We start from the raw sequence: 20,528 nt of genomic DNA on the forward strand, positions 1-20,528 counted from the left end.
CTTGATAACCAATAAATTAATAGTTTGGCATCATCTTAACTATAGCTAGTATAGCAGTTATTAATTCTATCAACAAAAACAATATGATCTTAAATTATATAAAAATCGCCTTCCGAACTTTATTCAAAAATAAAGGCTACAGTTTTCTAAACATTTTCGGATTAGCTATAGGAATTACCTGTGCCAGTTTAATCTTTCTTTGGGTTGAAGATGAGGTGAGTTTTGATTCTAATTTTCCAAAACAAGATCAAGTGTATTATGTACCAACGCATCAAGAATATGATGGTGAATGGCGCACATTTAATTCTACACCAGGACCATTAGCCGAAGCTATGAAAACAGAAATCCCAGGAATAGATAAAGCCACACCTACCAAACAAGCAGATTTTTTATTTACTGTAGGAGATCATGCTATTAATCGTTCGGGACGCTATGTAAATGCTGATTTTATAGATATTTTTAGTTTAAATTTTATTGAAGGACATAAAGACCAAGCGTTTAATACTCCTGAAGCTATTGTAATTACCCAAGAAACTGCCGAAGAGTTGTTTGGAAAAGACACCAAAGTCTTAGGAAAAACACTTAGAGTTAATAATAAAGATAATTACCAGATATCGGGAGTTATTGAAAACCTACCGAAAAACATTACGTTTCCTTTTAATTGGATTGCTCCTTATGAGCGCTATACAAAAGGCAAAGAATTTACTAAAGAATATGGAAGCTTTTTTGCCGATACCTTTGTAGCATTATCTCCCGAAGCTCATTTTGAAACTGTAGATGCACAAGTTAGAAACCTACTAGAACAAAAAACAGGCGAAAGTGATTCTAAAGCATTTTTACACGCTATAACAGACTGGCATTTAAGAGATAAATTTGAAAATGGAAAACAAGTTGGTGGCGGTATTTTATATGTCCGATTATTTACAATCATCGCTTTAATTATACTTTTAATTGCTTGTATTAATTTCATGAATTTATCTACAGCACGAAGCGAAAAACGCGCAAACGAGGTTGGTGTACGTAAAGCGATGGGCTCTGGACGTTCGCGTTTAATATTTCAATTTATAACAGAAGCTCTAATCTTAGCTTTTATAGCAACACTAGTGAGTATTTTATTGCTCTTTCTTTTATTACCTCAGTTTAATTTAATTATTGCTAAAGATTTAGTTTTAGGACTTTCTAATCCAGTACACCTTTTAGTTTTATTAGGAATAACCCTAGTTTGTGGTGTTTTTGCTGGCTTATACCCTGCGTTTTATTTATCGTCTTTTAAACCTGTTGAGGTTTTAAAAGGATTAAAAGTGACTCAAGGTTCGGCTTCCTTTATTAGAAAAGGATTAGTAGTAGGACAGTTTACCATTTCTATAGTTTTTATTATCAGTACCATTTTAGTTTATCAACAAATTCAGCATGTAAAAAACAGAGATTTAGGATATAACAAGGAGCAACTTATATCACTAAATGTTAATGGTAATATGATTGAAAAATTTGATATCATTAAACAAGATTTACTAAAAACAGGAGCGATTACTAGTGTTGGCTTAAGCAATTCGGAATTATTATCTGGTGGTAACAATGGCTCTGGTTTAGAATGGACTGGCGGCACTAATACCGAAGATGTTTTAATTTCTTTTAGATATGTGAATTCTGATTTTTTAAAAACCGTAGGCATGGAACTTGTTGAAGGCCGTGGGTTTAGTGAGAACAAAGAAAAAGATAGCAGCAGTGTTTTAATTACAGAATCATTCGCCAAATTAATGGGTACTGGCAGTGCCATAGGGAAACAAGTTATGCGAGACGATGTATACACTGTTATTGGCGTGGTTAGAGATTATCAATATGGTGATATGTACGGACAGAGCGATCCTGTATTGTTTCATAATTACCACGAAGAATCTAGTTTTATGTATTTAAAAACGAATCCAAAAATAGCGCCTAACGAGATGCTAACTTTAGTAGAAGGTGTATTAAAACATCATAATCCCGCATTTCCGTTTGAATACAAATTTGTAGACGACACCTTCAATAACAAATTTAAAAGCGAACAATTGGTTGGTAAACTCTCTCAAATCTTCGCCATATTAGCCATTCTTATTTCGTGTTTAGGCCTTTTTGGATTGGCAGCTTATACCGCCGAACAACGCAGCAAAGAAATTGGAGTGCGTAAAGTTTTAGGCGCAAGCGTTTCGGGTATTGTAAGGTTACTTTCTAAAGACTTTCTAAAACTTGTAGGTCTTGCCATTATAATCGCCATTCCCATTGCTTGGTATTCCATGCACAATTGGCTTCAAGCTTACGCATATCGTATAGAAATAAACTGGTGGATTTTTGTAATAGCAGGTGTTGTCGCCATTTTAATAGCATTAGTCACCGTGAGTTTCCAAGCTATTAAAGCCGCCTTAGCCAATCCGGTAGATAGTTTAAAGACAGAATAAAAATCAATCGTCATGATTAAAAATTATATTAAAATTGCATGGAGAAGCCTGAAGACCAACCGTCTGTTTTCGGCAGTGAATATTCTCGGACTTGCTTTAGGTTTAGCAACCACATTGCTACTGTTTTTATTTATACTGCATGAGCGTAGTTTCGATTCGATGTATGCAAAAAAAGACCGGATTTACAGAGTGCTTTTGCATACCACAGAAGAAGGTATTGAAACTTGGGCGCAAGTGCCGTCTGCATTAAGTCCACAACTTACAGAACATATCCCGAGCGCACAACAATCCGGAAGACTTTTAAAAAATGATTATGGTGGAAATGCGTTTATAAAAGCAGGCGACAATATTCTTACAGAAAGTAAATTATTTTGGATAGATCCTTCTATTCTAGACATGTTTGATGTAAATATCCTTAGCGGTATGGGGGCAAAAGCACTGACTAAACCGAATACTATTTTGCTATCAAAAAGCACTGCTAAGCGTTATTTTGGTTCAGAAAACCCGTTAGGAAAAACATTAACTGTAGATAATAGAAACACTTTTGAGGTTAAAGGCATATTTGAAGACTTTTCAGAACACAGTTCACTACAATTTAATGCTGTTGTCCCAATTATGATGCGGCAAGAAGCTAAACATCCTAGTTGGGGAAATGCAAGCTTTGAAACCTTTGTAATGCTTAATTCGGACACAGGAAATCTGAATGATATTGATCAAAAACTTCAAAATATTATTGATTCAAATGTTGAAAAAGAACAGCAATGGTATACGTTTTCACTTCAACCTTTAGAGCAAATTCATTTACAATCTTCGGCTTATACCGATAGTTATTTAGAAAACTATGGTGACATCAGTCAAATAAAAAACCTCACGATTTTAGGGATTTTAATTTTAATTATTGCATGTATTAATTACATGAATTTAATTACAGCCCGCTCACAAAAGAAAGCCAAAGATGTCGGTGTAAATAAAACGTTGGGAGCATCTAGAACACAATTGATTTTAAGGTTTTATGTAGAGACCGGACTTATTACAGCCATAGCCATGATTTTAGGAGGTTTATTTACCATATTAATACTACCATCCTTTAATAACATTGTAAACAGAAATCTAGAGGCATCTTCACTATTTTCTTTACAGATCTTTGTATTCTTAGGTTTTATTTGGTTAGTAACTACACTTATTTCGGGGTCTTATCCGGCATTGTATTTGTCTCGTTTTTCACCTAAAGACGCTTTAAAGCCAACTTCTAATAAAGGAATTATGGCAAGTTTTATTAGAAAAGGATTAGTTGTAGTTCAGTTTTCGGCTTCTGTGGTCCTAATTGTTTCGGTTCTTGTGGTGCGTCAGCAATTAGAATTTGTCCAGAATAAAAACTTAGGCTTTAATCCAGAACAAGTAATAGCCATTTCAACAACAGCAGTTCCAGATGTTGCAACCAATCATGCACTTGTAAATGCCTTTAAAAAATTGCCCAATGTATCTCTAATTTCGAGAGCTCAAGGTTATCCAACGGTTAGCGTAAGTTTAAACAGTATTTACAAACCCAATAGTGATGTTGGGATGAGTGTAAACACCAATTTAGCAGAACATAATATAGTAGATATTTTACAATTAAAGTTATTGGCAGGTCAACGGTTACCATCGCATAAACAAGATGGAGATTCGTTAGTTGAAGTCCTTATTAATAAAACGGCTTTAGATTTTTTAGGATACACTCCAGAAGAAGCAATCGGAAAAAAAGTAGAAGCCAATCTTGGGAATAATAGTTATATCTATGGAGTTGTAGACGATTTTAATTTTGCATCACTCCATAAGCCTGTTGGAGCCTATGCGTTCCATAATACCGTAACAAAAGGAAATTATAATTATCTATTAGTCAGATTTAAAAATCAAAATCTCGCAACCACTGTTTCAGAATTTGAACGTACGTTTAAAAGTATTGCGACAACTTCTGCGTTTCAATATGCTTTTGTAGATAAAAACGTAGAACACTTATACCAAAAAGAGCAGCAAATGGCAAAAGTTAGTTTGTTGTTTTCAATTTTAGCGATCATAGTCGCTTGTCTTGGCTTGTTCGCCTTGGCTGCATATATGGCTGAGCAACGCCAAAAAGAAATTGGTGTCCGTAAGGTTTTTGGTGCAAGTGTTCCAAAAATTGTTCAACTATTATCTATAGACTTTATGAAATTGGTTTTGATATCATTCGCCATAAGTTTCCCTTTAGCGTTATACATCATGAACCAATGGCTACAAGATTTTGCATACCGAGTTACGATAAGCTGGAAGGTATTTTTAATTACTGGTTGCTTAGTGCTACTCATCACTTTTATCACCGTAAGTTATCAAGCTATTAAAGCCGCTATTGCCAATCCGATAAACAGTTTAAGAACAGAATAAACAACACAACATCACCATGAAAAATAAATTACTAAGTTTAAACATAGCCTCAAAAACCGTAAATTTGGGAAGTCATAAAATAGCTTTACTCGATAAAATAGATTTACAAGTACATGAAGGCGAATTTATTTCTCTTATGGGGCCATCTGGTTCTGGAAAATCTACATTATTAAATTGTATTGGCATGTTAGACCGTTTTACAGATGGTGGCTATACCTTTTTAGGAGAACCTGTACATAGCATGAAAGAAAAAAACCGTTCTAGACTCTACAAAGAGTATATCGGATTTGTATTTCAGGCCTATCATCTTATTGATGAACTTACGGTTTATGAAAATATTGAAACGCCCCTACTCTATAAAAACATAAAATCTTCTGAACGTAAAGCCATGGTTGCCGATATGTTGGACCGCTTTAATATTGTAGGAAAGAAAGATTTATTTCCTATGCAGTTAAGTGGCGGACAACAACAATTAGTTGGCATAGCGAGAGCCTTAATCGGGAAACCAAAATTGATTTTAGCAGACGAACCTACAGGAAACCTAAACTCTAAACAGAGTGACGAGATTATGGAGTTGTTTGCACAGTTAAACGAAGAGGGCGTAACCATTATTCAAGCCACACATTCAGAAAGCAATGCTGCGTATGGTTCTCGAATTATCAATTTACTAGACGGAAAAATAGTATAGTTAATAACCCATATAAAATGTCTGTTATCCAGATATTAAAGGTGTTTAAAGAAACCAAACCATGATACATAAAATCATAATATTAATCATTCTTTTTTTTATTAGCTTAATTAGTTTTTCTCAAACTAAAGAGGAAAAACAACTGACGTTAGACGAATGTATTGCTATCGCTTTAGAAAACAATCTCGATCTAAAATCTACTCATTTGTTGGAGCATTCGGCTAAAGTCAATTACAAACAATCCAAAGCCGATTTATTACCAAATCTAAATGGCGATTTTAATTTAGGTGTTAATGATGGTCGGAGTATAGACCCGTTTACAAACGATTATATAGACCAAGAATTAACTTATTCTAATTTAGGTTTAAGTATAGATATGACTATTTTTAATGGTTTTCGCCTGTTAAATACTGCCAAACAAAATCGGTTAAATTCCCAAGCATCAGAATTGGAAACGGAAGCAGAACAACAAGATTTAATATTAAATGTGACTCTAGCTTATTTACAAGTTTTAAATGCTAAAGATGTATTAGATTTAGCTCATGCTCGACTTGAAGCCACTAAACAACAGCTTAAAATACAGCAGGGATTCTTTGAAAGTGAATCTGGTAACCCTGCCGATTATGCCGATATTTTAGGACAAATTGCTAATGATGAAACGAGTATTCTTGTTTCTGAAAGTAGTTTAAATAGTGCGAAATTAAGTTTAATGCTATTATTAAATGTAGAAGAACGTTTTGACGTAAATACAGAACACCTTTTTCTTGGTTTTGAACCTTACTCACTGAGTGTGAATGAAGTTTATAAAGCTTCACTTGAAAATTTAGCTACATATAAAGCTAAAGATTTACGTATTGAAGCTGCAAAAAAAGGAATGCGCGTTGCAAAATCTCAGTTTACACCAGAGGTTTCTTTGTATGGCGGTGTGTATACAAACCATTCTAGTGCTGCAGAATTATATACATCAAACGGGACGAGTGTAAGTGAAACTGGAGATTATGTAACTGTAAACGGACAAGATTTACCTGTAATTACAGAGCAAACACTATTCACCGCTGAACAAATTAACTACCGAGACCAATTAGATAATAATTTAAATACCGCTGTAGGTATAGCTGTGAGTGTGCCTCTTTTTAATGGTTTTAGAGCAAAAAACAACGTGGCTTTAGAAAAAATAAAAGTTGAAGAATCTATCATAGAATTAGAGCGCACACAAGTCTCTATTAAAAACGTAATTAATCAAGTCTATTTTGATATGGATGCAGCCTTTAAAAGACATCAAAGTTTAGAAAAACAAGTTGTAGCTTATCAGGAATCTTATCGTATTAATGATATCCGTTTCAAAAATGGAGTCTCTAATTTTTTAAATTACATTACAAGTAAAAACAATTTAGATAATGCAAAAGTTAATCTTGCTAATGCTAAATATGAGTATTTATTACGTGTAAAAGTCTTAGACTATTATCGAGGTCTATACTAATTAAAAAAGGCTACACAGAGTTGTGAAGCCTTTTTTAATATTTCTCAATCCTATTTAATAGTATTATTCCTTAATTTTTATATCTACAGATGTTCTAGCTTGCCATCCTGTTTCGTCTGTTACAGAATACGAGCAGTGATAATCTCCATTATCAATATCGTTTGGAATGGTAACACTAACATTAATCTCGTAAGTAGGTAAACCCGTTTCAATATTGAAGTTTTCAATATAAATAAATGGGTTTACAGATTCTTTTACCTCCTCCAGATCACATTCGCCAGCTTGATCGTCATGCGTATGATGATCGAAATTATGATGAATATCTATACTGTAAGATGCTAATGCTTTATTGTCTGTCACTAAGGCTCTAAAATTATAAGTTTCGCCACGTTCTAAAACGCTACAAGCCTGAGGAAAACCATCGTCGTAATTAATATCTATAGTTGGTTTTTCTTCATCTATATCAACACTATCATCTCCAGAACAAGCAGCTAGAAGTAATAACATGGCTATAATACTACTGTATTTTAATATCCATTTCATTTTTTAAAGTATTAAACCGCATAGCACTACAACGTGCTATGCGGTAGTATTAATATTAAATATTAAGCGGTAATGTCTATTTGTGTTTCATATTCTGAAGTGTTTCCATTTTCATCTTCAACAGTAAAAATCATATGGTATTCTCCAGCTGGTGCAGTTAAAGGCACATCGATATGCTCATGAAACTCTATTGAAGTCTCTTCATGGTAACCTTCTAAAAATTCTTCTTCGTAATCCCATTCTACTTCACCATCTCCAGGAGTAATTCCATGCGCATGTATATCTACAGTTACACTGAGAATTCCGTTTACAGCATCTATTAAAAATTCTGCATGAAAATCGTCTCCTCTAGCAACAGTTGTGTCTATAGAGAAATCGCTTAATGTAATAGGATCTAAAATTTGTAAATAACCTTCAACTTCTGTGCTATTTCCTTGCTCGTCTACGACTGTTAATTCAATGTGATATTCTCCAGAAGGAATATCTGTCGGCACATCTACATGTTCGTGAAAGCCTGGATTAATTACCAAATAATCGCTATCTGTGTAAACTGTTTCGAAATCCCAATCAACCTCATCGTCTCCCAATTCCAAATCGTGAGCATGAATAGACAACGTAATACTACTTACTGTAGCTTCTGCATAAATGTCTGCTGCAATATGAATATCTGATCCTTTATAGGCAAATAAATCTGTAGAATGGGTACTCCCTTCTCCATATTCGAAGTCTGTTATTTCTGGAGCACTGGTTATTGCACTATCGTCATCACTGCTACACGATTGTAAAAAGAATCCTAATAATAGGATAATTGCTAAAAATTTTAAATTTGTTTTCATAATTTCTGTTTTCATTGTTGTTGATAATTATTAATATTTAAAAAGGTATTGTTAAGGATACGGATAGATTTCTTCCAGCTTCTGGCACGTCTATAAGACGATAGAAACTGGTGTGATCAAAATATTTTGTATTGAATACATTGTTTAGTTTTACTCGCATTTCTACAGGCAAACTATTTTTAAAAGGTTTTAATTCGGCAAGAAGCGACAGATTAAACAACTGATAACCTGGCGTGGTTTCTTCTGGCGGAACAATTTCGTCTTGTGAAGCGGTAATTCTGTAATCTGCAATAAGTTGTGGCATTTTTAAAAATATTACGTCTTTAAATTGATATCTTGCAGAAAACAAACCCGATAATGGAGGCGAGAATGGTATTGTAAACCCTTCTTTAGGACCACTTGTTTGCATGGAGTACACATACTCTGCAGAGGCATCTAATTGTAAATTTTTAATAACCGTAGTACTTGCTCGAAGCTCACCTCCTATTCTAAAAACTTTACTTTGTGTATACTCATAAATTTGTAGCGTTTCGTAATAGTCTGAGGTCGGATTCAAGTAAATAAAGTTGTCGAACATATTAATAAACGGACTCATTCCTATGCTAAATACTGGAGTTGAATGATCGATATCTAAGTCTAATTGATAAGAAGATTCTGGATTTAAATCCAAGTTTCCTTTTTCGTAGCGATACATGTGGTAATTCACACCGTCTGAAGCCAATTCGTTTGCTAATGGCATTCTAAAACTTTTTCCGATATTAATTTTAAACGTCGTATTATTTAAAATATAACTCAATCCTGTAGATGCACTGATGCTTCCAAAATTTAGGCTCTTGTCTTGAGCTCTTTGCAAATACACATAAGAGGTCGATCCGTCTGCATTATTTATCGTAGAAGGAAACCAATCGTAATACGCTTTGGTATTTACTAAGCCATAATCGTAACGCAAACCTGCTAAAATATGGAGGTTAGAGTTCACCTCAAACGTATCAAAAGCAAAAGCTCCAACAGTAAAACGATTATACTCTGGAATTAAAAAACCCCATCCTCCAATAGAATTATGTTGATATTCCATATTAACGCCTAAAACAACATCGTGAGAATCACTAAACGTAAAAGCATCTTTAACATTTAACGCATACGTATTTTTATTAAAGGCGCGTTCTTTAGTATTTGGAGGCGTTGGCATATAACCATGAGGAACGGCTTCTGAATGTTCTTCGCGATGATTATTTTGATAACCGATATCTAATAAAAAAGTATGATCTCCTGCTTTAACCGTTGTATTATTAGTTATTTTAAAGTGATTTACTTTATGATAAGGAAGATCTATATCTCTATTAGAACTGTCGTAATCGATATCTGAGGTTCTAACTTCTAAACCATGTGCGTTTGCAAAAAAACCATTTTTGGCATTTACGTTACTAAAGGTTGTTTCCGACTGTAAGTGGTCTGTTACATAACCAAAACTAAAACTACCGTTGGCTTCTCGCCCCGCAGTGTTCCTTAAATTATTATCATGTAAATTGAAGATGTAATTTTCATAACTTATCTGAACTGTAGGCACTTTGTAATCGGCATAATCTCTATACGTTAAACGTGCTCTATAAAACCATTGATGATTTCTTGCTTGTATACCTGCAGAAACACCAAGTAAATCATTATTCGTTTCTCCTAAAAGATTTACTTCTCCCTGAAAGCTATGTAAAGATGGGATAGCATTAGGTTGAATATCAACCACACCAGCAATAGCATCAGATCCATATACTAATGAAGCTGGACCTTTAATAATCTGAATATTTTCAATTCCGTACTGGTCTATTTCTAATCCATGGTCATTTCCCCATTGTTGAGCTTCGTGTTTTATCCCGTTTTGCACAACAGATACTCGATTAAAACCTAAACCTCTTATCACAGGTTTAGACTGTCCTGACCCTATACTAATGGTGCTTACTCCCGGTATTTTACTCAACGTCTGCATCAGACTATTTTCTCTATTTTCTTCTAAAAACGTTTCAGAAACGGAATAAGAAACTACTGGACTTTCCATAAGTTCTCGCTTTTTAGACTTACCGAGCACTTGTATTTCTCTTAAATTTGTAGCAAATTCTTCTAGATAAACCACAATATCTTTTAAGTCTGCATCCACCTGAACCGCAACTACTTGATTTGCGAATCCCATGCTAGAGACTTTTAAATTATAGCTGCGATTTTCTACATTATTAAGAGTAAATTGTCCACTACTAGACGTTATTGTAAATAAATTTTCACAACTTACCGAAGCACCTTCAACAGGTTGTAAGGTATTTGCATTTAGCACAGTACCATGTATTTGAAAGGTATTTTGTGCAAACGCAACAGTGCATAGGCTAAACCATAGCCAAACACTAAATATTTTTTGAAGCATATTGAAATACTATAAGATTTAAAAAATGGTTCTTGAGATAAGAACTAAGGATTAAACCTATACATGTAATTTGAAGAGCGGGCAGCGTATAAATTTTAGCATACTGCTTTTTGAGAATGAATATCTGTATTAAATGCTATTGGTGCATACACGTACCAAAAAAACATAACGAATATAGACTCCAAACCAGTTAAAAAGAAACTAGCGGAACTCTAAAAAATAAAAATGTACAGGGGAAACTTATAGTAATGTAGGTGGAGGTCTACAGAAGAGTTCATTACTTGCTATCGCATTCGAATGAATATAATTGTAATACTTTCTTAAGTCTTGTGTAAAAACATACTCCTTAATTTCAAAAGAGAATTCTTGTAAATCTGGAGCAAGTGCAGGAGTATGATTAACTGCTGCTGAATGAAAACAAATTACACAATGTAAATCGTGATCGTCATCGTCTTCATGATGAGATAGCGCATGAAGCCCAACCAATTTCATAGATAGAAAAAGGATGAGAAACAAATAAGATATACTATGTTTTACGCGTGCTGTTCTCATTAATCCGCTAAACTATTAAATAATTTTAAATGTAAATAATTTTGATGTGTTAAAATACCAGATAATTTAACAACTCGTTATGAGTCAAAATACTACATTATTTTATTAACTAATACACCATGTTAAGCATACAAAATTCAGAATTTTATATGTTTATAAACTTAATTATAAATAAAGGATTAATTATATTGAAGTGTTTAATTTTAAGAGAGGGTCTTAAACAACAAAACCTTGTAAATCAAAAGACTTACAAGGTTTTTAGTCGGGGTGGCAGGATTCGAACCTGCGGCCTCCACGTCCCAAACGTGGCGCGATAACCGGGCTACGCTACACCCCGAAAAATTATCGAGGGTGCAAATATACACCTTTTTATGAAAAACAAGTGCTTTTTTTATTAAATTGTAACTTTTATTTTAAAATAATGATTATGACCAATGTAAAACACATAGTATCAGTTATTTTACTTCTTCATTTTTTTGCTTGTGCCCAAGAAAAAAAGTCTAATAGCGCAAACTATTCCTATGAAACTATAGTTTCTGATATAGATATACCATGGGGATTTGTCTTTCTTCCCGATGGAGCTATGTTAATTACAGAAAAATCAGGAACACTTATACTCTTTAAAAATGGTAACAAAACTACTATTACGGGTTTACCAGATATTACAAGATTAGGGCAAGGTGGTTTGTTAGATATTGCTTTGCATCCTGATTTTAAAAACAACGGTTGGATTTATTTTACCTACGCCTCTTCTGAGGGTGAAGGTTCTGGAGCAAACACAGCCTTAATGCGTGCAAAAATTAAAAATAACACCTTAACTCAAAAAGAATTTTTATATAAAGCTGCTCCAAATTATAGCAGCGGCGATCATTTTGGGTCTCGTATTGTGTTTGACGACCAAGACTACTTGTTTTTTAGTATTGGCGAACGCGGACAAAGAGATCTAAACCCTCAAGATATTACGCGCGATGGTGGTAAGATTTACAGACTAAACGCTGATGGCTCTATACCTACAGACAATCCGTTTGTGAATACTCCTAAGGCTAAAAAGGCTATCTATTCTTACGGACATAGAAATCCGCAGGGCATGATTTTACATCCAGACACTAATACCATTTGGGCACATGAACACGGACCTAAAGGCGGCGATGAAATTAATATCATTTCAGCCGGAAAAAATTATGGTTGGCCGGTAGTCACTTTTGGTATTAATTACTGGGGAACGTCTATTTCAGATGATACAGAAAAGGAAGGTATGGAATCGCCAATACATCATTGGACACCTTCTATAGCGCCTTCAGGCATGTGTTATGTAACCTCAGATAAATATGCAGACTGGAAAGGAAACTTACTGGTAGGCTCGTTAAAATTTCAATATTTAAACCGTTGTATTATCAAAAATAACAGAGTAATTAAAGAAGAACGCTTGTTAGAAAATCTGGGGCGTGTAAGGTCTATAGTTCAAGGTCCTGATGGGTTTATTTATGTTGGAATTGAAAATGTTGGAATAGTTAAAATTATTCCCAAGAATTAGTCTTAAATTTGCCCATTCATTAAATATAAAAAATCAATGTTAATTATAGGTCTTACAGGTGGCACAGGTTGTGGAAAAACAACCGTAGTGAATCAAATTTTAAACGAACTGCCAGAAGCGGAAGTTGGTATTATATCTCAGGATTCCTATTATAACGACACCTCTCACCTAGCTTACGACGAACGTAAACGTATTAATTTCGATCACCCAAAGTCTATCGATTTTGACTTATTGGTATCGCATTTAAAACAATTAAAATCGGGGCAACCCATAGAACAACCGGTATATTCTTTTGTAAAACACAACAGAACTGGAGATACCGTGTTAACACATCCAAGGAAAGTCATGATTGTTGAGGGTATTTTAATTTTTACCCATCCAGATATTCGTGAATTATTTGATATTAAAATATTTGTTCATGCCGATAGTGACGAGCGTTTAATTAGACGATTAAAACGAGACATTGCAGAACGTGGTAGAGATTTAGATGAAGTTTTAAACCGTTATCAAACCACTTTAAAACCCATGCATCAGCAATTTATTGAACCGATGAAAGAGTATGCAGATATTATTATTCCGAACAATAAATTTAATACCGTAGCCATTGATATTGTGCGTACCATTATAAATGAAAAGCTAATATGAAGTTGAATTTTTTCAATAATAAATATATAAAACCTTTTAAAAATCCCTTTGTTATTCCAGGGATAGGCTTTGTTGTTTGGATGTTAATCTTTGACAGCAACTCCTTTTTAATTCATAATGAATTGAATAACGATATAGATAAACTAAACGACAAAAAGGAATACTATATTAATGAAATTACAAAAGACCGTAAAGCTTATAAAAAATTAAATACAGAAGAAGGTATTGAAAAATTCGCGCGAGAAACTTATTATTTGAAACGCGAAGATGAAGAAATTTATATTATTGAATACGAAGATAGCCTAAACGTTGAAACAAATGAATAACTCCAATTTATTTGAAGCATTTACTCCTGTATCGGCTAAGGCGTGGAAACAAAAAATTCAATACGATTTAAATGGTGCCGACTATAATAAAACACTTATATCGTTAACTCAGGAAGATATTAATATAAAACCGTTTTATAATACAGACGATTTTAAAACTGCTGCGTTAAATTTTAAGTCGAGTTCTATACCGTTTTCAATCACTCAAACTATTTATGTCAATTCAGAAGAGAAATCAAATACATTAGCACTTCAAGCTCTGCAAGATTATGCCGAAGCTATTGCTTTTACAATTCCGACATCCCATTGCGATTTAAATCAATTGCTTATCAATATAGATTTGCAATTAGTCACTATCTATTTCGATTTACAATTTTCTGATTCAGATTTTATACAAAAACTAAATACTATAGCTCAAGACAAACAGGCTGTATTTTATGTCGGTTTCGATATTATTGGTCATCTTACAACAGATGGAAATTGGTACACTTCATTACAATCAGATTTTAAAACATTAGAATCTGTATTAAAAAACAGTACACATCTAAAAAGTAGTGTTTGTGTTAATTTAGCCAACTATCAAAATGCTGGTGCCACTATAACGCAACAATTGGCTTATGGTTTAGCACATGCTAACGAATATTTACAAAGCGAAGCACAGCTATTTAATACTCAAATTACATTTAAAACAGCTATTGGTGCTAATTACTTTTTTGAAATTGCAAAACTGCGTGCCTTACGCCAATTATGGTTTACTTTAGCCCAAGAGTATCAGGCTAACTCACATTGCCATATTCGTGCAACACCTTCGCGACGCAATAAAACAATTTACAGCAGCCAAACCAACACATTACGTACACAAACAGAATGTATGAGTGCCATTTTAGGTGGTGCAGATAGTGTTTGTAATTTGGCTCACAATGCCTTGTTTCGAAAAAACCACATTAGCGGAGAACACACGGCAAGACATCAACTGCACATTTTAAAAGCAGAACAAGCCTTTGGAAAAGCAACAAACCCCGCTGATGGAGCCTATTATATAGAATCTGTAACGCAACAATTGGCAGACAAGGCACTAACGCTTTTTAAGGAGATTGAAGCCCAAGGCGGATTTTTAAAATTATTAAAGGCAGGGGTAATTCAGAAAAAAATTAAAGAAAGCGCCACAAAAGAGCAAGAGCTATTTAACAGTGGAGCGCTAAGATTAATCGGAGTTAATTCCCATATCGATACTAAAGAAAAACTTAAAGATAAACTAGAACTATATCCGTTTGTAAAGCAAAACCCTAGAAAAACACTTTTAGAACCTATTATACCTAAACGATTAGCTGAACCTTTAGAGCAAGACCGATTAACATCTGAACATTAGTATATTATAATTATATGAGCAGAAAGAATCTACAACATATCACTTTAAAGTCTATAGCACATCTTTCACATGAAGTTGACAAGTATTCAGATGCCAATCTTGAAGCTGTACAGCATTTGGATTTTGTTGCTGGAATTCCTCCATTTCTACGTGGCATATCATCAACCATGTATGTGACGTCACCTTGGAATATTATTCAATCTAACATATACACTTCTTCTGAAGAATATAATACCTTCTTGAAACACCGAGTTAAAGCAGGTCAGCGTACATTTTTATTCGATTTAAACACTCAGGATGAAACACATAGTTTACCGGAAACTTTAACCGATTTTGAAACAATCTTTAAAGATATTCCTTTAGATAAAATCACTATCTTATTAAAAAACACCTCTTATGCCCTACCCATACTTGCTTATTATTCAGAATTAGCAGACACTCAAGGGTTAGCATTAAACACCATAAAAGGCGGATTTAGTATTGATGTTTTAGAGTGTTTATCAGACTCAGAACATGGATATATTAATTCTGTTATGTTTTCTAATGATATTCTACCAAACTTTAATCGTATAGAAATCTCTGGAGACTCTTTAAAAACAAAAGAGTTCAACCCCGAAATGGAATTGGCATTAATGTTAACTTGCGGCGTAACTTACATACAAAAAGGATTAAATTTAGGATTACAAATAGACGATATCGCCTCTCGCCTATCGTTTAATTTTTCTATCGGAATACAGCATTTTACAGAAATTGCAAAACTTCGTGCCGCTCGATTATTATGGGCAAAAATTATAACAGCTTATCAACCTAAATCAAATGCATCCTCTGCATTGCAAATTCATTGTAACACACAACATTTTGATACTTTTGATGATTATGATGTCTTAGCAAAATCGACAATTGGAGCTGCCGCAGCTGTGTTTGCAGGTACACAAGATTTGCAAATTCAGACTACAAACATCGTTAATGTAGAATCCCAAAACATACACGCCTTTTTAAAAGCAGAAACACAAATTACAAAAACAGTCGATCCTTGGGCTGGTAGTTATTATGTTGAAAAAGAAACACATGAGCTAGCGCTTAATACTTGGAAATTAATAGAAGAATTTCAGAAAACAGGAGATATCCCTGAAGATATTCAATCGGAATTAGCAACATATAAATCTGCAACGATACCTCATACAGATTCACTTAAAAACGGACCAAGTGATCGTGATGAAAAAGCAGTATCTAGTGCGCTTATAAATCTTGAAGACGAATTAAAGCACAATAGAAACACGGTTCTAAAATCTACAATTGCAGCTGTTAAAAATCAGGCGACTTTAAGTGAAATTGTAAAACTCTTAAATTAATTTTTGATATGGAACGTACTGAAAACACAGATCAAGCCATACTCTTACAAGCAAAAACATTGGCCGATATTTTTGCGACTCAAGAAGGACGCCGTCCGCGTTTATTATTGTCTAATTTAAACAAAGCAGACGAGACCAATTACGAAAAACATATAGCTACTGCTTATGCAGATATAGGTTTCGATGTCGACTTAGCTCCGCTCTTTCAAAATCCAAAAGACATTGCTAAACAAGCTATAGAAAACGATGTTCATGCCATTCATTTACATGCCTTAACTCCGAAGACTACAGCGATGGTTTCAGAAATTACCTCGTCGCTTTTAGATTATGATCGTGAAGATATTTTAATTGTTGTGGATGGTAATGACCTCTCTGAAACAGATAACAAAACATTGAATGATTACGGTGTACATATACTATTACAACCAAATACCTCAACACAATCTGCTGCCATTAGCATTTTAAAGGCATTAACAGCATAAGTTAATTAGTGTTTTTTAATCTTAGGGAGTCGGCTCATTATTTCTATCAATTAAAAATTCATTAGGGTCAACCTTCATGTTATGTAAAACATATATTACATAAAAAAATTAAAAGCATGAATAAAAATACCCTTACCACTTCCAAAACGCAGCAATTTTTCAGAATCCTTTTAGGTTCATTAATGGTGATAGCCGCTATTGGACATCTTACATTTCAACGTGAAGAATTTCAAGCACAAGTCCCTAGTTGGATCCCTTTATCTAAAGATTTAGTTGTTATTTTATCAGGTATAGTAGAACTTGGTTTTGGGCTTTCTATGATTTTCTGGAAACAACAAAGAGTAAACATTGGTATCGCTTTAGCTATATTTTATATTTTAATTTTCCCAGGAAATATTGCGCAATATGTTAATGCAACCGATGCTTTTGGATTAAACACAGATACCAAAAGGTTAATAAGATTATTTTTTCAGCCCGTATTAATTTTTTGGGCCTTATGGTCTACAGGTGCTACAACGTATTTAAATCATAAATTTGATTAAATTTATACCCTCTAAAATAGTAACAGCATTAATCGGCTAACTTTGTTTTATCTTTATCATTATAACCAGCTATTTTATAGATACGTAATATCTTCAATACCTAAATATATTTTAATTCGGATAAATTTGTCTTAATTAAAATTTGTATCTATATTTGCAATTAAAATTATAATCTATGTTTTCAAAAGCATGTGAATACGGTATTCGAGCTTCAATTTTTATAGCCTTAAATTCTTTGGAACACAGACGTGTGGGACCTAAAGAAATTGCTAAAGAGATTAACTCTCCAGAAGCTTTTACTGCCAAAATTTTACAAGCTTTAGTACGCAACAATGTTGTTAATTCTGTTAAAGGTGCCCATGGTGGTTTTGAAATAGATAAAAAAGACATAAAAACCATTATGATCGCAGATATTGTTAAGGCAATAGATGGAGACAACGTTTATAAAGGTTGCGGATTAGGATTACATGAATGTAATGAAAACAAACCCTGCCCTATGCATGAAAAATTTAAATTGGTAAGAGCCGAATTGAAGTATATGTTAGAATCTACAGATTTAGAATCTTTGGCGTTAGACTTAAAATTAGGAGACACCTTTTTGAAAGTGTAAAAAAATTTATTCATAAAGAGGACAATTTTATCCGAATTAAAATAAAATTAATGAACTAACTATTTTTTGAATCATGAACAAAGAAAAAAAACTATGGATTATTTTCGGCGCAGTAATACTCATTTCCTTTAGTGTTTTAGGGTATTACGGCTTCGAAATTTATCAGCAATCGCCACCTATACCTAAAGCAATAGTATCTACTCAAGGTGAAACGATTTTTAATGAAACTGATATCCAAGACGGACAAAACATTTGGCAAAGTATTGGAGGTCAAGAATTGGGTTCTATTTGGGGACATGGAGCATACGTGGCACCCGATTGGACTGCAGACTGGCTTCATAGAGAAGCCGTTTACATCTTGGATTTGTATGCTAAAACGGATTTTAACAAACCATACGAAGATCTGAACGATGAGCAACAAGCCAGTTTAAAAATACGATTACAAAACGATGTTAGAACAAATACGTATAATGAAACATCTAAAACCATAACTATTAGTGAACATCGCGAAAAAGCCATTGCACATTTAAGTGCATACTATCACGGGTTATTTACTAACGATCCATCTTTCGATAAACTGAGAGCTGATTATGCCATCCCGACAAACACTATAAAAGATGAGGCTAAAATGCATAAAATGAATGCATTTTTCTTCTGGGCAACTTGGGCTACCGTTACCGAAAGACCAGATAGTAAAGTTAGTTATACACATAATTGGCCAGCAGACGAGTTGGTAGGAAATAGACCTACCACAGATTTAATGGTCTGGTCTGGTGTGAGCATAATATTACTAATTTTATGTATTGGTATACTAGTGTTTTACCATGTAAAATCGGGAGCAGACGAAGATACTCCTGCCCCAGCCGAAGATCCGCTCTTAAAGCAAGGTATGACACCGAGTATGCATCTCATAAAAAAATACTTTTGGGTCGTTACACTACTCATGGTTTTACAAATGTTATTAGGTATAGTAACTGCACATTATGGTGTAGAAGGCGACGGATTTTATGGGTTTGCTTTAGATCAAATTTTACCATATTCTGTAACAAGAACTTGGCATACACAACTCGCTATTTTTTGGATTGCCACTGCTTGGTTAGCTACAGGTTTATATATTGCACCAGCCGTATCCGGGAAAGATCCGAAGTTTCAAAAATTTGGAGTTAATTTCTTATTCTTCGCCCTACTTAATATTGTATTAGGTTCTATGCTTGGGCAATGGTTTGGAGTGATGCAAAAACTAAATTATGTCGATAATTTCTGGTTTGGTCATCAAGGTTATGAATACGTAGATTTAGGTCGTTTCTGGCAAATATTCTTATTTATTGGACTTGTACTCTGGTTAGCTTTAATGGTTAGACCTTTGTTACCGGTTTTAAAACGTAAAACTGAAGAAAAGAACTTGATTATTATGTTCTTAATTTCATGTACAGCGATTGCCTTATTCTATGCGTCTGGATTAATGTGGGGACAACATACCAATTTAGCGATTGCTGAATATTGGAGATGGTGGGTAGTACACTTATGGGTAGAGGGATTTTTTGAAGTTTTTGCTACCGTAGTTATCGCTTTCCTATTTGTCCGCTTAGGATTACTAAAAACAAAAACAGCTACTTTAAATGTACTACTTGCAACCATCGTCTTTATGTCTGGAGGTATTTTAGGAACTTTTCATCATTTATATTTTTCGGGAACACCAAAAGCAGTCATGGCATTAGGAGCGACATTCAGTGCTCTAGAAGTTGTACCACTAACCTTAATTGGATATGAAGCCTATCACAATTACAAATTATCGAAAGCCACCAAATGGATTGCAGATTACAAGTGGCCCATTTACTTTATGATAGCCGTAGCCTTTTGGAATTTCTTAGGTGCAGGAATCTTCGGGTTTATTATTAATCCGCCAATAGCGTTATACTATGTACAAGGCTTAAATACTACGCCTTTACATGCTCATACTGCATTGTTTGGAGTTTACGGCATGTTAGGAATTGGATTAATGTTATTTGTATTACGAAGTTTGTATCGCCATGTGCAATGGAATACAAAACTTATAAAACTATCATTCTGGTCTCTAAATATCGGATTATTAGCAATGGCTGTATTAAGTCTGTTACCAATGGGAATTTGGCAAGCTATTGAAAGTATAGAACATGGCATGTGGTATGCACGTTCTTCAGCATTAATGCAAAACCCAGACATGATTACCCTAAAATGGTTACGAACTATTGGCGATGTTATTTTCGCTGTAGGAATCGTTACAATATGCTGGTTTGTATTCGAATTAACCTTGAAAAATAAAACAACAAAACACAATTAAAACAGAT

The 20,528-nt window shown here is 34.0% G+C and carries 17 protein-coding genes and 1 tRNA gene; 13 read left to right on the forward strand and 5 right to left on the reverse strand.

Annotated features, from left to right (window positions below):
- Window positions 1-83: 83 nt before the first annotated feature.
- The 4 genes from AST99_RS12690 (at window position 84) to AST99_RS12705 (ending at window position 7,003) form a co-directional block, all read left to right on the forward strand.
- Complete coding sequence (locus AST99_RS12690) at window positions 84-2,435, forward strand: ABC transporter permease (protein ID WP_057782210.1); 2,352 nt, start codon at window positions 84-86, stop codon at window positions 2,433-2,435.
- A gap of 12 nt (window positions 2,436-2,447) precedes the next feature.
- The gene (locus AST99_RS12695; RefSeq protein WP_057782211.1) at window positions 2,448-4,835 is read left to right on the forward strand and encodes an ABC transporter permease; all 2,388 of its coding nucleotides are present in this window, start codon (window positions 2,448-2,450) and stop codon (window positions 4,833-4,835) included.
- Window positions 4,836-4,851: 16 nt separating this feature from the next.
- Window positions 4,852-5,523, forward strand: a complete 672-nt coding sequence (locus tag AST99_RS12700) for an ABC transporter ATP-binding protein (protein ID WP_057782212.1) — start codon at window positions 4,852-4,854, stop codon at window positions 5,521-5,523.
- Window positions 5,524-5,584: 61 nt separating this feature from the next.
- Window positions 5,585-7,003 carry a TolC family protein gene (locus AST99_RS12705; RefSeq protein ID WP_057782213.1) on the forward strand — a complete coding sequence of 473 codons (1,419 nt, stop codon included), beginning with the start codon at window positions 5,585-5,587 and terminating at the stop codon, window positions 7,001-7,003.
- 63 nt (window positions 7,004-7,066) lie between these two features.
- On the opposite strand, the gene AST99_RS12710 is transcribed toward AST99_RS12705, so the two are convergent.
- The 5 genes from AST99_RS12710 to AST99_RS12730 form a co-directional block, all read right to left on the reverse strand.
- On the reverse strand, window positions 7,067-7,546 hold the full coding sequence (locus AST99_RS12710) for a DUF4625 domain-containing protein (RefSeq protein ID WP_057782214.1): 480 nt from the start codon (window positions 7,544-7,546) through the stop codon (window positions 7,067-7,069).
- A 62-nt stretch (window positions 7,547-7,608) separates the two neighbouring features.
- Window positions 7,609-8,382: a DUF4625 domain-containing protein gene (locus AST99_RS12715; RefSeq protein ID WP_057782246.1), complete on the reverse strand. Its 774-nt coding sequence runs from the start codon at window positions 8,380-8,382 to the stop codon at window positions 7,609-7,611.
- A 37-nt stretch (window positions 8,383-8,419) separates the two neighbouring features.
- Window positions 8,420-10,789: a TonB-dependent receptor gene (locus AST99_RS12720; RefSeq protein WP_057782215.1), complete on the reverse strand. Its 2,370-nt coding sequence runs from the start codon at window positions 10,787-10,789 to the stop codon at window positions 8,420-8,422.
- Between the two features lie 240 nt (window positions 10,790-11,029).
- A complete protein-coding gene (locus AST99_RS12725; RefSeq protein ID WP_157486382.1) occupies window positions 11,030-11,341 on the reverse strand; it encodes a hypothetical protein in 312 nt (103 codons plus the stop codon).
- 262 nt (window positions 11,342-11,603) lie between these two features.
- Window positions 11,604-11,678, reverse strand: a tRNA-Pro gene (locus tag AST99_RS12730).
- Window positions 11,679-11,768: 90 nt separating this feature from the next.
- On the opposite strand from AST99_RS12730, the gene AST99_RS12735 reads away from it, so the two are divergent.
- The 9 genes from AST99_RS12735 (at window position 11,769) to AST99_RS12775 (ending at window position 20,521) form a co-directional block, all read left to right on the forward strand.
- Entirely contained in the window at window positions 11,769-12,875 is a 1,107-nt protein-coding gene (locus tag AST99_RS12735) for a PQQ-dependent sugar dehydrogenase (protein WP_057782217.1), read from the forward strand.
- Between the two features lie 36 nt (window positions 12,876-12,911).
- The gene (gene udk / locus AST99_RS12740; protein ID WP_057782218.1) at window positions 12,912-13,520 is read left to right on the forward strand and encodes a uridine kinase; all 609 of its coding nucleotides are present in this window, start codon (window positions 12,912-12,914) and stop codon (window positions 13,518-13,520) included.
- On the forward strand, window positions 13,517-13,846 hold the full coding sequence (locus AST99_RS12745) for an FtsB family cell division protein (RefSeq protein ID WP_057782219.1): 330 nt from the start codon (window positions 13,517-13,519) through the stop codon (window positions 13,844-13,846). The genes udk and AST99_RS12745 overlap by 4 nt, the downstream gene beginning before the upstream one ends.
- Complete coding sequence (locus AST99_RS12750; protein WP_057782220.1) at window positions 13,839-15,215, forward strand: methylmalonyl-CoA mutase subunit beta; 1,377 nt, start codon at window positions 13,839-13,841, stop codon at window positions 15,213-15,215. The genes AST99_RS12745 and AST99_RS12750 overlap by 8 nt, the downstream gene beginning before the upstream one ends.
- 14 nt (window positions 15,216-15,229) lie before the next feature.
- Entirely contained in the window at window positions 15,230-16,567 is a 1,338-nt protein-coding gene (locus AST99_RS12755) for a methylmalonyl-CoA mutase family protein (protein ID WP_057782221.1), read from the forward strand.
- 8 nt (window positions 16,568-16,575) lie between these two features.
- Complete coding sequence (locus AST99_RS12760; RefSeq protein ID WP_057782222.1) at window positions 16,576-17,049, forward strand: hypothetical protein; 474 nt, start codon at window positions 16,576-16,578, stop codon at window positions 17,047-17,049.
- Between the two features lie 116 nt (window positions 17,050-17,165).
- The gene (locus AST99_RS12765; RefSeq protein WP_057782223.1) at window positions 17,166-17,591 is read left to right on the forward strand and encodes a DoxX family protein; all 426 of its coding nucleotides are present in this window, start codon (window positions 17,166-17,168) and stop codon (window positions 17,589-17,591) included.
- Between the two features lie 175 nt (window positions 17,592-17,766).
- Window positions 17,767-18,201, forward strand: coding sequence for an RrF2 family transcriptional regulator (locus tag AST99_RS12770; RefSeq protein ID WP_057782224.1), 435 nt, complete (start codon window positions 17,767-17,769; stop codon window positions 18,199-18,201).
- 73 nt (window positions 18,202-18,274) lie between these two features.
- Window positions 18,275-20,521 carry a nitric-oxide reductase large subunit gene (locus tag AST99_RS12775; RefSeq protein WP_057782225.1) on the forward strand — a complete coding sequence of 749 codons (2,247 nt, stop codon included), beginning with the start codon at window positions 18,275-18,277 and terminating at the stop codon, window positions 20,519-20,521.
- Window positions 20,522-20,528 lie beyond the last annotated feature (7 nt).

This window comes from Formosa algae (assembly GCF_001439665.1).
Taxonomy (GTDB): Bacteria; Bacteroidota; Bacteroidia; order Flavobacteriales; family Flavobacteriaceae; genus Formosa; species Formosa algae.